The sequence below is a fragment of the Mycoplasma sp. 246B genome (genome assembly GCF_054353935.1).
In genome coordinates, this window is record NZ_JBTHHM010000010.1 from 1 (window position 1) to 15,822 (window position 15,822).

The window sequence follows — 15,822 nt, forward strand, 5'->3', positions numbered from 1 at the left end:
TTATGGATACACAACTTTTTTTAAGGTCCCAACTTTTCGTTTAATGAACTTTTAGATGATTTATATTGAGATAAAAGCATTTTTTCATCAATAGATTCGTCAGGTGGAACAACAGAATTCACAAATATTATAAAACCAGCAGATGGAATGTTTAATAATCCAAAACCAGTAAATATTATTAAATTATTAATAAATTTACATCCCAATATAAACCTTAGAATTTTAGACTTCTACGCCGGTTCTGGAACAACCGGTCATGCTACTTTACAATTAAATCGTGAAGATGGGGGTAACAGGACTTTCACACTTATTACAAATAATGAAAACAGCATTGGTAGAGATATAAACTATGAAAGGTTAAGAAGAATAAACACGAGAACTAATTTAAATAAGAATGAATATAATCTCACTTGATACAAAAACAACGATCCATATAATTCTAATTTAAATGTATATTGACTTGATAATGATGATTATATTGATATAAGCTTATTTTCAAACATTACTGTTAAAGAAATAGAAGAAAAATGAAAAAACCTAATTAAAAATTTCGGTGTACAAGAAACTAATTTTGATAAAGATGATTTACTTACTGAACTTTTAACCTTAAAACCTTTAATTAAGGATGGTAAAAATTAGTATGAAACTCATAAAACCACAAGAAAAAGTAGTAAAACAACTTTGTAGAGAAGCGCAAGGTCATCTTAAATCCATAAATATAAATGATGAAAATCCTCAAGGTAAAACAGTATATTTTAAAGCACCTACTGGTTCTGGTAAAACCTTTATGATGCTAAATTTCATTCACCAAATGATTGTATGAAATAAAACACATTTTAATAAAGACAAAATAATCTTCATTGTTACAACTTTATCTGTTGCCAAACTACCAGAACAACTAGAAAATAATTTCAATGAATATAAAAGAACCTTAATAAATAATAAAAATTTTCCAATCGAACGAATTGAATCTCCTTCAAATAAGAAAAATTATTCAAGAGAAACCAATTATCAGTTTTTAGCAGCAAATAATAAGGTTTTTATTATAGGTTCTTCATCTTATACTAAAAACACTATCTTAAAAGAAAAAAAGCTATTGAAAACCTTCTCGATGAAATTAAAAATAAAAATTATAAATTAATCTATATCAGGGATGAAGCACATATAGGTTCTGATATAGATAAATCAAAAGGAAATGCTAAAAAAGAACAGACTAATCTAGATGGTTTTGAAAATTTAATGCAATCTAGAGCACATTTTACTGTAAAAATGACTGCAACACCAAAAGATTACAAAAATCTTATCGAACTAACTGAAAAAGATTTAATGGAAGCAGATATAAAATTATTAAAGACTCAAAAAGTATTTAATAAAGGATTAGGTAATTATAAAGACGGTGATATCGACTTGGAAACAATTTTAAATATCGCATGTAAAGAATTTAAAGAAGTTAAAGCAAGATATAATGATGCAAAAAATGAACCAGATTTAGTCGGGATTAATGCTGCAATGCTTATCCAAGTCGATAACAGCAGCAACATAGATTCTGATAAAAAAGATGAATTCAATAAAAATCTAAGCAAAATAAAAGAAATTTTAAATAAACATAACTTAAAATTTGTGCAATATTTTGATGATGATATTAATGAAAAACAACTTAGAACAAAAGATGGTTATTCTTTGAAAGATATTTCTAAGAACTCTGATAATACCGATGTAATTATCTTTAAAATAGGGGGTTCAACAGGTTGAAACATCCCTAGAGCTTGTATGTTGGTGCAACTTCGTAATATTTCTTCAAGCACCTTACCTATTCAAACCATAGGTAGAATCAAACGTAATCCTGTACCAAAAAAGAATCAAAAAGAAAACTCAGAAGCACTAAAATACTATATTTACAGCAATGTCGATCACGAACGTGGAGAAACAAAACAGTTGTATTTAAAAAAAAGAATATAAAGATGAAAAATTTGTCACCGGACGATTAGAAAACTTTAATACAATTAAAAAAGAAAACCAAGCAGAATATGAATTAAAAGTTCAAAATCTTATCAAAAACTTTAACGATACAAATATAAAAACTTTTATAACCAGAAAAGATAATATTATTAATGAATATCAACAGAAAGGTTATATAGTTGCTGAAACAGAAAAATACGGAAACAAAGAAATTAATACTGAAATAATAGAAAATAAAATTGATATGGAACAATATAACTTGTGACAGATTGATAAAAACAGCAATTATCTTACTGGAAATATTTTAACTATAATAGATGCTTTATATCAAAGAATTGTTGATTTTTGTAAAGAAAAAGATAATACACCTGATAAGAATAAGGATGAAAATAAATATTTTGATTACATAATTTACAGATACATTTTTATCAAAAACTATCTTAATGACATTATAAATATTTATAAAGATGTAAAAAAGAAAATGCATGATGAAGATAAAATAGATTTTATTTTAACCAGGGATAATACTCTTCCTGAACAAATACCAGTATATATTGAAAATGAATGTTCAAACTGTCTTACCGTTCCTAAGGACTTTAAATATGCATACACAGATAAAAATGAATCAACAATTAATATAGGGCTCGATTCTAATCCAGAGATTATTTTTGCTAACCATATAAAAGATTTGATTAAGTTTAATAAGGATCTAAGAAATAAACTAAAAATATGAACTAAAAACCCTGTATTCGATGGTATAAAATTTGAATACCTTGATTCAGAACTTAGAAAAACATCGAGTTACACAGATTTTATTTTGAAATAACAAACACATCATATTTATATAGAAGTTAAAAGCGAAAACGATATTAACCCAGAAAAAACAGAAAATATTCTTAATGCTTACAAAAAATATATTGAAAAGTATTTAGAAAAAAATAATAAAAATAATAAAAATATCAATTTATCTCTTTTGGTAGCAAAAGTTAATACCAATGCCAATGATATTAAAATTTCTTATTACGGTGATTCAACCATTTCTTCTGTAAAAGAAATATTAGAGATAAATAATATCGAATTGGTAGATATAATAAAAGCAGAATTAGAAAATTCTCCTACTCTAAAGGAGAATAATGAACAAAACTAGTGTAAAGAAATCTAAATTACAAAAGAATTTAGATGAACTAAAGAAACAAGAAAAAGCTAGAATTGATGAGCTTTCTTCAACTGAATTTAACCAAGACCAAAAAGAAATTGCTAAAGAAATTATTGATAATATTACTAATCCAAATAGAGTGCAATATATCTCACAATTTATTATTCAAAGAGTAAAAATGGGTTTTACCTTCGATGCAGCACCTGAGTCAGATAGTAAAACTATTGCTATTTTAAGAAAAGATGATCAATTATCATTTAATTTTGATAATAAACCTCCAAAAGATCAAAACACCTTAATCATAGGTGAAAACTATGATGCATTAAAGAATCTCATATTAATTGAAAGACATAGACAAAGAAACGGATTAGATTTTAATTACGATGTTATTTATATCGATCCCCCTTTAATACCGAAAGTTCATTAAAAGATGGAAATAAATTAGCAAATGATAAAGAAAACATTGCAGCAAAATCATTTAGTTACCGTGATAAATTCACACAAAATGGTTGACTAAATATGATGAATGAAAGGTTAAAACTAGCAAGAGAATTATTAAAAGATGATGGGGTAATTTTTGTTTCAATCGATGATAATGAACAAGCATATTTAAAAGTTTTAATGGATGAAATATTTGGAGAAATAAACTTTGTAGAGAACTTCATTTTCGCTAAAACTGGTTCAAATAGTGGAAATATAAGAAAAAATGCTGAATATGTTATTTGTTATGTAAAAGACTACAACAAATTTGTTTTTAATGATAAAATAAACAATCCAAACGAATCGGATAGTTCATTGTATTCAAAAGATATTCCAATAAAATCTATTAAATTTCCTGTTGGTTTAGTATATTTTAAGGATTTTGACAACGGTATAATATATAAGGGAAATTATAATAATTTTGAACTTATTAACGATATAAATGTTCTAGAAAACTATAATACAAATGAATTTACTTTATCTGGGAGATCAAAATGAAGTCAAAAGGAATTGGAGAACAGAGTCAATGAGGGGGCATCATTTATTGTGAAACAACACAGAAGTCTTGCTATTCGTTATTTTGAAAAACATTCAAGATTCATCATCCCAAAATTATTAGAAAAAGATAAAACAGGTACAAATATTTACAGTAATAACGAAATGAACGATATTGGAATTAGTTTTTCATATCCAAAACCATCCAAACTTATTAAATATTTATCCAATATTCACCCAAACAAAAACTCTCGTGTTTTAGACTTTTACGCAGGCTCTGGAACAACTGGACATGCTGTTTTAGAACTAAACCGTGAAGATGGTGGAAACAGAACTTTTACACTTGTTACAAATAATGAAAATAGTATTGGTATTGATGTAACCTATCAAAGATTAAGAAGAATAAATACAAATACAGATCTAATTGGTAATGAAATTAATTGTAAGTGATATCAAAAAAATGAACCTTATAATTCTAATTTAAATGTCTACTGACTTAACGAAAAAGAAGATTATATCAATATAGGATTAGAATCATCAAACAATGTTAAAGATTTAAAAGAAAAATGACTAAGTCTTATTAAGAACTTTGGTATAGATAATTCTAAATTTGATTATGATGAACTACTAACTGAATTATTAACCTTAAAACCTTATAAAAAGAATGACTAGAATCGGTGTACTAATAATTAAAATACAAGAAAATTTCTTGTATTTTATTTGCTTTTGTTAAACTATATATATAATTATTAAAATAATTATATATTAAGGAGGTGACATGCAAGTTAAATCAAAAAAAATTAATATTAAAATTAAAGATATTCAAAACCTTGAATTTTTCATTGATGATATTAATGTTTCAGATGGAGATTATTTTAATTTAAACGATATTCTGAACCAAGATCTAAAAAAAATTACAGATGAAACAGGTAAAATCAGAGAACAAATCATACAAAATGAAAAAAATCGACTTACTAAGGAAATACAAGAAAATTTAGAAAAAACTTTCACAAGAGAAATAAAGAATTCAAAAGAATACAATGAACTAAAAAATCAAAAAGATTATGAAATTAATAAACTCATAATAGAAAATGTTGAAAAAACACAAAAACTTGAAAACGAACTTAAGGATAATTATTATAAGCAACTTGAGCAAGAGAGAAATAAGTTAAAAGATAAATTTGAAGCAGAAAAGAAAGATTATGAAAATTCTATTTTAAATAAAGAAATTGAAAACATAAAACTTAAACTTCAACAACAACATCAAAAACAATTGATGGAATTAGAAAATAAACTTCAAATTTTAAATGTAGAAAAGCAATCACTTCTAGAAAAGAACGAAAAACTACTTGCTGAATTTGAAGACAAAAAACAGTTATCAACTAAACTTCAAACCGAGTTAGAAACCCTACAAAAATATAGATATAATAAATCAACCAAGGAATATGGTGAGGAATTTGAGAATCATATTTTTAATAAACTCGCAGAAGGCTTTGCTTTTTCAGAAGATGTTAGTTTTGAGAAAACCACCAAACATATAAACAATAGAAAACCCGATTTTAAAATAGATTTTAAAGATTTAAATATCTTAGATGACGATAAAAATTCATATGGGACTATTATAATTGAAGCAAAAAATAGAATTACCGAACAAGGATCAAGAAGAAACAAAGACTTTATTGAAAAACTCGAACAAGATCGAAAAAACTTTAAGGCTGATTTTGCAATTTTAGTCACTGAATTAGAACCTAATAGCGTTCTTTATATTGAAAAAATTTCAGGTTATAACGAGATATTTATTGTTCGTGATGTTGCTTTAATAAATCTTATTTCATTATTAAAAAACATCTTACAAATAAAATATTCATTAAATGCAGACAAAATAGAATTTAATAGTAAAAAAGTAATACTTGAGAAATTCAACGACTTTGTAGAAAAAAATATATTAAATCATATCGAGAAATCAAACAAAGAAATTGAAGGTATTATTGAAAATGCAGATAAGATGCGAAAACTTTTATCTAGCATAGAAGATAGTGCAAATAATATAGCACATAAACATTTTTCAAAAATGCAGCGTAAGATAAGTGATTTTGGAAAATCAGAATTTATTAAAGAAATTGCTAAACTTGAAAAAGTGGAGCAAAAACTAATCGAGAAAAAGGATTCTGAATAAAATGCAAAAACAACAAAATAAAGTTACATGAAATATTTTTAAACGCGTTTTTGGTAATAATCCTGCATTAATTTGAAATAACGATTCACTTATTAGTGATATTAAACAAGAATATCAAAAGAGATGAAACAGAACTTGAGATAACATCGAAATAACTAACGAAGAAGATGATGAGCAATTTGTTAATTTTGATTATGAATTTTTCGAAAATCACGATATTGATGCATTTCATGAATTAAATTTAGATTCTGTTAGTGATACAGAAACATATATAAAAGTAAATAAAGATAGTTATGATAATTATTTAAAAGATGCATTAAATTGATATTTAAATAAATATAATATTCCAAATTCACAAGTTAAATTTATTTCATCGAAAAGTGACTATCAAACCAAGCATATCGATACATTAAAAGCTATCAAGGATAATGAAATAGATTTAATCTTTAACGGAACATTATATGATGTATCAGGCGATTTCGATTATGTTGCACCTTTCTTTATTTATCATAAATCCTTGAACAAATTAGTTTTATTAAGTTATACAGCAAGATGTAAATATGAAATGTATTACAAACATTTCTATATTTATCAAATTTTTAAGACAAACAACATTAATATTAACGATATGTCAGTTTTAATAATAAATCCCTGAGATAGAATACATCGTAAGGTACAAAAAGGTAAAATAAACTTTTATGAATCTTTTGCTGCTGATGTTGCAAAATCTATCCGTAAAATTTCTAAGGATAATCCTAGCACATATCAAAAACAGATGTTTGAAGCATTAGTAAGAACAGGTGATATTAATTTGAAATTAGGCTTTAACCATAATGAAAACAGCCATTTAGAATTTATTAATATTATCAAAAGAAATGGTATTTCATTTTCTCAAAAAACAGCTGACATACTTCATTCAACTGATGAAAAACTTTTTATTATTGAAAATCTTTCAAAAGAAATTACCATTGAATTTCGGTCTTTTAAGATATATAAAAAAATTATTGAAAAAGCATTTAATGAATTTAACAACAAAAGCAACTTTGATGCAATATATAAGTTTTTATCAATTGAAAAAGATAAAAAAATCGAATCTGTAAAAAGTTGATTGAATAACACATTAAACTATCAAACAAATTCACAAAAAATATGAATTGATGAATGAAACTTTATTAATAAAGAACAAAAAATTGCTTTATATAAACTGTTTATAGGTCCAAATTTTGATGAAATTTCTTTTTCTTTCTTTAGCAAAAAAGAAAAAGAAAATTTAGTTGAATTTACAAGAAAAATAGAACTATATAATAAAAACATTAATTTTTTTAACTTAGATGCTTTGACAAAAATTCTCCCCTTACATCAAAAAGATGCTCGGATCTGTTGATATGATTATGAGGGTTTTTCTGACTTATATCCTCCTTTAAATAATATTGCTCCATATAATCAATTAGTAAATCAAGTTTCTGTTATTATAACTAAAAATGGCATCGAAGAAAAAGTTGAAAATATTGTAATAGATACAAAAGATTTAACTATATATAATTTAGTTGATTTAATCGATGTCATTTATTCAAATAAAGCAGATTGATTTGTTGTATATAACAAAAATTATGAAAATGCACGCAATAAGGAGATTAAAGATTTAGTTACTGAAAATTACCTAAACAACAAAGAATTTGAACAATATATTGATCAAAAATATAAAAGCATTCATTATTTTGCTGGTATGGTGGATTGAATTAATAATCACACAATTGATTTAGCTGATTGTTTTAAAAATTCAAAGCAAGAGAAAAAAAATTATGAAAAAATTACTGCTTTTTACGAAGATGGTAATAACATAAAAACAACAAAAGTTGATAAAGATTTTATTAAAGAAAACATAATAACTACTAAAAAACTAATTCATATCAACTTCCTAAAATACTATTTTTCTATTAAGAAAATAGAAAAATACATCACTCATATGAATTTTGATCTGAAAAACAAAATCACACCTTATTCAGAACTTGTAATTCAAAAAGGAACAATGGCAATGGAAGCTGCTATATTAAGATATTTAGGCGCAACCAATGATGCTGTATGACAAAACAATATCGTTCCTAACTTAAAAAAATATTGTGAAAATGATGTTCGTGCAATGATGATGGTGTATGATTTTATAATGTTTTTATTTTCTAAAGCATACGATAATTTATCCGAATTTGAATATCAACTTAAAATGGTTGAAAATATGGAATATACAGTTATAGGTGGAAAATTATCTGTTGCAACAAAAAGATAATTTGTGATACAATATCTATTAAATATATCGAGGTTTAATATGAAAAAAGTTATTTTAATAGTTATAGATGGATTAGGATTACGTAGGGAAAGCCAAGGAAACGGTTTTGCTTTAGCAAATACACCAACCTTTGATAAATTATTTGCTGAATACCCTAATTCATTAATTCAGGCTTCTGGTGAGTTTGTAGGATTACCAAAAGGACAAATGGGTAATTCAGAAGTGGGACATCTAAATATTGGTGCAGGAACAATTGTGTATACAGGATTATCATTAATTAACAAAGCTTTAAAAGATGGAACTTTTAAATCTGCTCCAGCATTTGTAAAAGCATTCGAGGATGTTAAAAAGAATAATTCAACACTTCATCTAATGGGACTTTTATCTCCAGGTGGTGTTCACTCATTAGAAACACATTTATTTGAACTTCTAGATGCAGCATACGAATATGGACTTAAAAAAGTTTCTGTACATGCTTTTGGTGATGGTCGTGATGTTGCCCCTCGTTCAATCAAAGCATCAATGCAAAAACTACAAGATATCTGTGATAAATATAATTACAACATCGCAACCGTTTCTGGTCGCTTTTATGCAATGGACCGTGATAAAATGTTTGATCGTGTTGAAAAAGCATACGCAACTTTATTAGGTAATTCGCAAAATAAATATCAAAATGCTCTTGATTATGTTGATTCGCAATATGCTAATGATATTTCAGATGAGTTTTTTATACCTGCACAAAAAGCAAACTTGTCAGCAGATTCATTTATAAAAGATGGTGATTCAATTATTTTCTTTAACTTCCGCCCTGACCGAGCTAGACAACTGACTCATTTATTAATTGGTTCACCTTTATACGAAAATAAACCGTCACAACCTGTTAAAATTAACCAATTTGTTTCAATGATGAAATATGAAGGAATTCAAACAAATATTGCATTTGATGAAATGGAAATTAATATGCCTATTGGTAGGGTTTTGGAAGAAGCAGATGTAAGTCAATTACGTGTTGCCGAAACACAAAAATATGCACATGTGACTTACTTTATGGATGGCGGAAAAGACATTGTGTTTAAAAACTCAAAAAGAATTATGGTTGATTCATTAAAAGTAGAATCATATGCTGATGCACCACATATGTCTGCTGAAGGTATTACCGATGAGTTATTAAAAAATGCTTTAGATTTTGATGTTACTATTATGAACTTTGCTAACCCTGATATGGTAGGACATACCGGAAATCTTAAATCTACTATTGAAGCAGTAAGTTTTTTAGATACACAAATTAAAAGAATTATTGATTGAGCACAAAGCAACAATATCACTGTATTTATAACAGCTGATCACGGAAATGCAGAAATAACTGAAGATGAAAGCGGAAAACCAGCAACCAAACATACAAGTAGTCCTGTTATGCTTATTTGCACCGATAAATCAGTAAAATTAAAAGATGGATGTCTAGCTAATATTTCACCAACTTTATTAGATTATCTAAATATCCCAAAACCAAAACAAATGGATGAAGAATCGTTATTGATTAAATAACCATATGCTAATGTAATTTATAAAAGTACCTAATTAATAGGTACTTTTATAAATCAATATTTTTAACATATTTTGCATTATTTTCTATAAATTGTTTACGTGGTAAAACATTTTCACCCATAAGAATTTCAAAAATACGGTCTGCTCTTACTGCATCTTCGATTTGAACTTGTAACATTTTGCGGTTTTTCGGGTTCATTGTTGTGTCTCAAAGTTGAATAGGGTCCATTTCCCCAAGTCCTTTGTAGCGTTGAATTGTTATTTTTTGACTCTGATTAAATTTAGCAATAATTTCTTCTTTTTGTTGGTCATTAAAAGCATATTCTACCGTTCTTCCTTGTGAAATCTTATATAAAGGAGGTTGCGCGATGTAGATAAATCCATATTCTATTAAAGGTTTAAAATAACGATAGAAGAATGTTAATAATAAAGTTCTAATGTGTGCACCATCGACATCGGCATCTGTCATTATAACTATTTTATGGTATCTTAATTTATTAATGTTAAAGGTTTCACCCAATCCTGTTCCTAATGCTGTAATAAGCGACATTATTTCTTCATTTCCAAACACTCTTTCTTGTCTGGTTTTTTCTACATTTAGGATTTTTCCGCGAAGTGGTAATATAGCTTGGATATGACGATCACGACCCATCTTAGCTGACCCACCAGCTGAATTTCCTTCGACTATAAATAACTCTGAAATTTCTGCATTTTTTGATGAACAATCTGATAACTTACCTGGTAAACCTCCGCTTTCAAAAACATTCTTTCTACGAGCATTATCTCTTGCTGCATTCGATGCAAGACGTCCTCTACGTGCAGCTATAGCAATTTCTACTATCTTTTTAGCTAAATCGGGATGTTCATTTAAAAAGCGTTCAAAAGCTTCTGAATAAATCTCATTTACTGCTCTACGAGCATCTTTAGAACCTAATTTCGCCTTTGTTTGTCCTTCGAACTGTGGATCAGGGTGTTTTATTGAAATAATCGCTGTCATTCCTTCAATTAAGTCATCACGGGTAAAACGCTCTGATTCATTTTTAAAAATACCTTTTTCTTGAGCATATGAATTGACTAAACGCATTATTGAATCATAAAAACCAGATATATGTGTCCCACCTTCAATTGTTAGAATATTATTTGTATATGAAATTATATTAGAACGATATAAGTCAAAAAGGTATTGCACAGCTACTTCTACGCCTATAATAACTTCGTTTTGAGTATGTTCATCAATATATTTATATTCTCCTGAAGCATAAATAACATCATTATTCACAGGTTTATAACCTTCATCTACTTCTTTAACATAATCAATTATCCCATTTTCATATCGAAATTCTTGATAAGAATCGTCTCTTTCATCTTTAACTGTAACAAGTAAACCCTTATTAAGGTGAGCTATTTGTTTAGAATGATCTATTATTATATCTTTATCAAAACTCAACTTCTCCATTATTCTAAAATCAGGATGAAATTGAATTTTGGTCCCTGTCTCGTTTGGATCGCAATCAGCAATTACACTTGTGGGTGTTAAAGTTTGCCCACCATTATGAAATTCAGCAAAATAAACTTTCCCATTACGTTTAACTCATGCTTTCATCGAATCACTTAAAGCATTAACAACTGAAGCCCCAACACCATGTAAACCCCCACTAACTTTATATGCATTTGATTCAAATTTACCACCAGCATTAAGTTTGGTTAAAACTACTTCTAATGCACTTATACCAAATTTTGGATGAGCATCAGTAGGAATGCCGCGACCATCATCTTCTACTATTATATTTTCTTCTTTTGTTATTGTTATATGAATATTTTTTGCATATCCTGCCATTGCTTCATCAACAGAGTTATCTACAATTTCTCAAACCATATGATGGAGTCCTGATTTCGATGTGCTTCCAATATACATCCCTGGCCGCTTACGAACATGTTCTAAACCTTCTAAGTGTTTAATATTTGCTGCACTATAATCTTGTGTATTCTTTGCTGACATATTTTTACTCCTAAAGCATAAATATTTTTTAAATTATACCATTTTTGTTATAAATCCCTTGTTTTTATATAGAAAAACCTATGGTTTCGAGAAAATAGTATATAAATTTTCTTTTCAAAAGCCTTTTAAATTACTTTTTGATATCTCTTGTTTTTTAAGTAATTTTACATACATTTGCTTCATTTCTTCATTATATGTATAGTAAGGTGCTTTAGGATTTTTATCTTGAATATAATGAACTCTAGCAAGTCCTTTTTCTACTAATTTAGCATTAATTGAATTATAAAAATCATCTTTTGTTGATAAATATAAAACAGCAACTACCCTTTTATATTTATCAACTTGAATTTGCTGCATATATATTCTTTTATTTTCAATTAATTCTGATGTATATTGCTTTGCTTTCTTTGCATAATCATTTTCATATTTTTGTAGCTTTTCTTTTTTAAAATCTTTTTGAGTCTCAGGTGTATCAATTCCATAGAGCCGTATATGATATTGTTTATTAAATAAATCAGTTGCTATGATTGTATCACCATCAATAACCTTTTGAACCTTTATAGTAATATATTTATGGTTATTTTGTTTATTATGTTGATATAAAAATAAACCACTTGCAGATGCAGGAACAACCAACACACTTAAAAGAATTCATATTCATTTTTTAATTTTTTTCATATTCGCTCCATTTAAATTATTAATGATTTTTAAACACGAACTAAAAAAAGAACAAAAAGCGAACTTATAATCTTTTGTTGTTACCAGAAAGTAAAAAAAATGCAGTTTACACTGCAAATCTCTTTATTTACTTAATAATAATGCTATTTCATCTTTGTAAATTGGTCCATCATCTGCTCATGGAGTTTCTAGTATAATAGGAATATTATCAAAATCAGGATCATGAACAAATTTTTTGAGTGTCTCGGTTCCTATTGTTCCTTTTCCGATGTTTGCGTGGCGGTCTTTACGAGAGAAAATTTCGTGCTTTGAATCATTTAAATGTATTACTTTGGTTCTTTCAAGCAGATTTCATCTTTTTAGCTCATTTTTAAAATTTTCATAATCTTGCAAATCATATCCAGAATCCCACATATGACACGTATCTAAACAAACTTGTACTCGTTCTGAATCAACTCAATCTAAAATAAAACGAATTTGCTCAAAATTTGTTCCAATTTCTGTTCCTTTTCCTGCCATTGTTTCAATGCAAATTACTACATCTTTTGTATTTTCAAGTATATATTTAAGTGAATCAACAAGTTGATCAAGTGCTTCTTGTGGTTCAAATTCTGTATATGATCCTGGGTGCAAGACTAATCATTTTAATCCTAAATAATTCATTCTTTTAATTTCTGCTATTAAAAAATCATTTGAAAAAGCATGTTTTGATGGACTTGCTGGATTAATAACATATGGTGCATGAACTATAATATCTTCTTTTGGAATCACATTAGCTCAATTTTCTTCATATTCTTGTAATTTATATTTTTCTACATCTACTCTCTTGGTAGTTTGTGGTGCTCCAAGATAAACCATCATTGTATTTGCACCGTTTTCTTGTGATTCTTTTACTGCCCCAGGTAAATAATGTGGAGCTTTAAAAGAAATGTGAGATCCTAATTTAATCATTGCTTACCTCGTTTTCCGAAGCATTTTGATTTGTTTCATCAATCACTTCAGTGTCCTTTTTTTTATTCTTTTTCTGTATATGTGCTTGCATTTCTGTTAAAAATGCTCCTGCTATAACCCCAGATGGAATAGCTATAATTGCTAAAGCAATCAATGCATTAACTGAAACTATAATTTTTGTAATTGGTGCATGTGGTAGTAAGTCACCATAACCTATTGTAGTTAATGTGATAGTTGAAAAATACAAAGCATCCACAAAATTCTTTACATAACCACTAGATAAATCTTGATAACTTTGATAATTATTTTCAAAATTTGCTAGGTTTGTCTGTAAATTAGGATGTTGTTGTAAGAATTTTTTTGTCTCTATTTCATTTAAATTTTTATAATTTAAAAATTCTTGTCACTGCTTAAAATCAATTTTTTGACTTTCTAATCAGTTTTTTTGCTCATTTTCTAAATATACTGTTTCATTATTTCATATCAATATCGCAAAAACAATTATCACTAAAATTACTAATAACAAAACATATGAGAGCACCTTTTTTTGTTTAGCAAAAACATCTATGATAATCTTAAACGGTGCAAAAAATGCCAACACTATAAATAAACGAATAAATCTAAAAATATTTAAGATTCTAAAGAAATTTATTGCTTTAGATAAAGCAGGTGAAATATGATTACTAAAATCCTCAATCACATGTAAAGACGTTAAAATACACAATAAAATAACAATCCCTGTCCCAGAAAAAATAAATTTTACTGTACTTTTTCACAACTGAATATCTTTATTTAAATTATTATAAATCCGATATGTAACTAAGTGTGCAACATAATCAAAGATAAAAAATGCAAAGGTAATAAGTTGTAATGTAGCAACAGCAGGTCCTCAATAAGGCTTAATCTCTTCGGTTGGTGAAACCAAAGAAAAAACTGAAATTAATGAAGCAAAAATTACTAAACCTACATAACCTAAACGAACAAAACGAATACGTTTAAGTTGATTACCTAAAACATCATCTAATTTTTTCGTTGACCAAACAATTGATGTGAAGATTGTTATAAAATTATCATAATGTTTTTTAAATTTTGACATTATCTTCTTGGTTCTAAAATTTCAATAGGAATTATTTTAGAAATAAATTCATGTGTTTCTTTATAAACTGTAATCATATCATCGATTTTAAATCCGATGTTAGGGTAATCAATGAATATTTTTGCTGAATAATTCTTCATATTATCATAAATTGATTGATAACCTATATCTGTAAATGTGTATTCACGCACCCCTAATGTAACAGTTAAAGTTACATAAACTTCGTGTGTTGAACATATAATATTTTTAATATTATTCTTTTTAAGGTAATTATTTAAACGAATAATTTCATCAATTTCTTTTTTGGTACTTAAATGAAAATCGTGAATTTCTCAACCATTTTCCGAACAAGCTCTTTCGTATCCTTGAATTCTTTCAGCAATCTGTGAATCACTAAGACGATCATCTTTAACAAAAATTGCTTTTCGATCCTTAGGGTGTGTACTTAACATTACTTTGTTAGTTAAATCATAAAAGCCTTTGGTCACATCAGGTTTGATTCAATTTATCCCCCGAACTTGATGTCCGTAAACTATAAATGTTGTATCATCTGTTTTACGAATAAAGTCAAATAATTCTTTATCATATTGTGGAATAAATACAACAATTGATCCGGGTTTTCAAGATAATGCATATCTTATTGAATCAATATATTCAGATGTCGAACTGCCTGAATAGGTTGTATTTACTCTTCTTCCTGTTTTTGCACAAGAAATGGTAATTCCGCTTACAATAGATGCATATAAATTTTGCGCTCAAATTGGCATAATAATAAATACTGAATTATCACGCCCTCGGATTAAACGGGCTCCTTGATTGGGATAATACTCATTTGCTTTTACTACGGCTTGAATTCTTTCTTTTGTTTTTTTAGACACGTATCCGTTGTTATAAAACCTTGAAATAGTTGAAATAGAAACTTTAGATTGTGCTGCTATGTCTTTATATGATAATTGTTTTTTGATATTCATAATTTAGATTATACCATAAATGTCTAAATGTG

The 15,822-nt window shown here is 27.2% G+C and carries 15 protein-coding genes; 10 read left to right on the forward strand and 5 right to left on the reverse strand.

What is annotated here, in order from left to right:
* The first annotated feature begins 147 nt into the window (after positions 1-147).
* From ACXYRR_RS03525 to gpmI, 10 genes are all read left to right on the forward strand, one after another.
* Positions 148-639 (forward strand): DNA methyltransferase, encoded by a 492-nt coding sequence (locus ACXYRR_RS03525; RefSeq protein ID WP_458597981.1) that lies wholly within the window; start codon positions 148-150, stop codon positions 637-639.
* 1 nt (position 640) lies between these two features.
* Positions 641-1,141: a DEAD/DEAH box helicase family protein gene (locus tag ACXYRR_RS03530; protein ID WP_458597983.1), complete on the forward strand. Its 501-nt coding sequence runs from the start codon at positions 641-643 to the stop codon at positions 1,139-1,141.
* Positions 1,142-1,239: 98 nt separating this feature from the next.
* A complete protein-coding gene (locus tag ACXYRR_RS03535; protein WP_458597985.1) occupies positions 1,240-1,959 on the forward strand; it encodes a P-loop NTPase family protein in 720 nt (239 codons plus the stop codon).
* Positions 1,960-2,203: 244 nt separating this feature from the next.
* Positions 2,204-2,785: a hypothetical protein gene (locus tag ACXYRR_RS03540; RefSeq protein WP_458597987.1), complete on the forward strand. Its 582-nt coding sequence runs from the start codon at positions 2,204-2,206 to the stop codon at positions 2,783-2,785.
* A 147-nt stretch (positions 2,786-2,932) separates the two neighbouring features.
* Entirely contained in the window at positions 2,933-3,106 is a 174-nt protein-coding gene (locus tag ACXYRR_RS03545; RefSeq protein ID WP_458597989.1) for a hypothetical protein, read from the forward strand.
* A complete protein-coding gene (locus ACXYRR_RS03550) occupies positions 3,093-3,542 on the forward strand; it encodes a hypothetical protein (protein WP_458597991.1) in 450 nt (149 codons plus the stop codon). Before ACXYRR_RS03545 ends, ACXYRR_RS03550 begins: the two co-directional genes overlap by 14 nt.
* Positions 3,543-3,637: 95 nt before the next feature.
* Complete coding sequence (locus ACXYRR_RS03555) at positions 3,638-4,762, forward strand: DNA methyltransferase (protein WP_458597993.1); 1,125 nt, start codon at positions 3,638-3,640, stop codon at positions 4,760-4,762.
* 106 nt (positions 4,763-4,868) lie between these two features.
* Complete coding sequence (locus tag ACXYRR_RS03560; protein ID WP_458597995.1) at positions 4,869-6,266, forward strand: DUF2130 domain-containing protein; 1,398 nt, start codon at positions 4,869-4,871, stop codon at positions 6,264-6,266.
* 1 nt (position 6,267) lies between these two features.
* Positions 6,268-8,550, forward strand: coding sequence for a UU173 family protein (locus ACXYRR_RS03565; protein WP_458597997.1), 2,283 nt, complete (start codon positions 6,268-6,270; stop codon positions 8,548-8,550).
* A 39-nt stretch (positions 8,551-8,589) separates the two neighbouring features.
* Entirely contained in the window at positions 8,590-10,095 is a 1,506-nt protein-coding gene (gpmI, locus tag ACXYRR_RS03570) for a 2,3-bisphosphoglycerate-independent phosphoglycerate mutase (RefSeq protein ID WP_458597999.1), read from the forward strand.
* Between the two features lie 46 nt (positions 10,096-10,141).
* Here gpmI and gyrB read toward each other — a convergent pair whose 3' ends face one another.
* The 5 genes from gyrB to ACXYRR_RS03595 form a co-directional block, all read right to left on the reverse strand.
* Positions 10,142-12,094, reverse strand: coding sequence for a DNA topoisomerase (ATP-hydrolyzing) subunit B (gyrB, locus tag ACXYRR_RS03575; protein WP_458598001.1), 1,953 nt, complete (start codon positions 12,092-12,094; stop codon positions 10,142-10,144).
* Positions 12,095-12,172: 78 nt separating this feature from the next.
* Positions 12,173-12,772, reverse strand: a complete 600-nt coding sequence (locus ACXYRR_RS03580; RefSeq protein ID WP_458598003.1) for a thermonuclease family protein — start codon at positions 12,770-12,772, stop codon at positions 12,173-12,175.
* 123 nt (positions 12,773-12,895) lie between these two features.
* Positions 12,896-13,723 carry a deoxyribonuclease IV gene (locus ACXYRR_RS03585; protein ID WP_458598005.1) on the reverse strand — a complete coding sequence of 276 codons (828 nt, stop codon included), beginning with the start codon at positions 13,721-13,723 and terminating at the stop codon, positions 12,896-12,898.
* Complete coding sequence (locus tag ACXYRR_RS03590; protein WP_458598006.1) at positions 13,716-14,819, reverse strand: potassium channel family protein; 1,104 nt, start codon at positions 14,817-14,819, stop codon at positions 13,716-13,718. Before ACXYRR_RS03590 ends, ACXYRR_RS03585 begins: the two co-directional genes overlap by 8 nt.
* Positions 14,819-15,790 carry a LacI family DNA-binding transcriptional regulator gene (locus ACXYRR_RS03595; protein WP_458598008.1) on the reverse strand — a complete coding sequence of 324 codons (972 nt, stop codon included), beginning with the start codon at positions 15,788-15,790 and terminating at the stop codon, positions 14,819-14,821. Before ACXYRR_RS03595 ends, ACXYRR_RS03590 begins: the two co-directional genes overlap by 1 nt.
* Positions 15,791-15,822 lie beyond the last annotated feature (32 nt).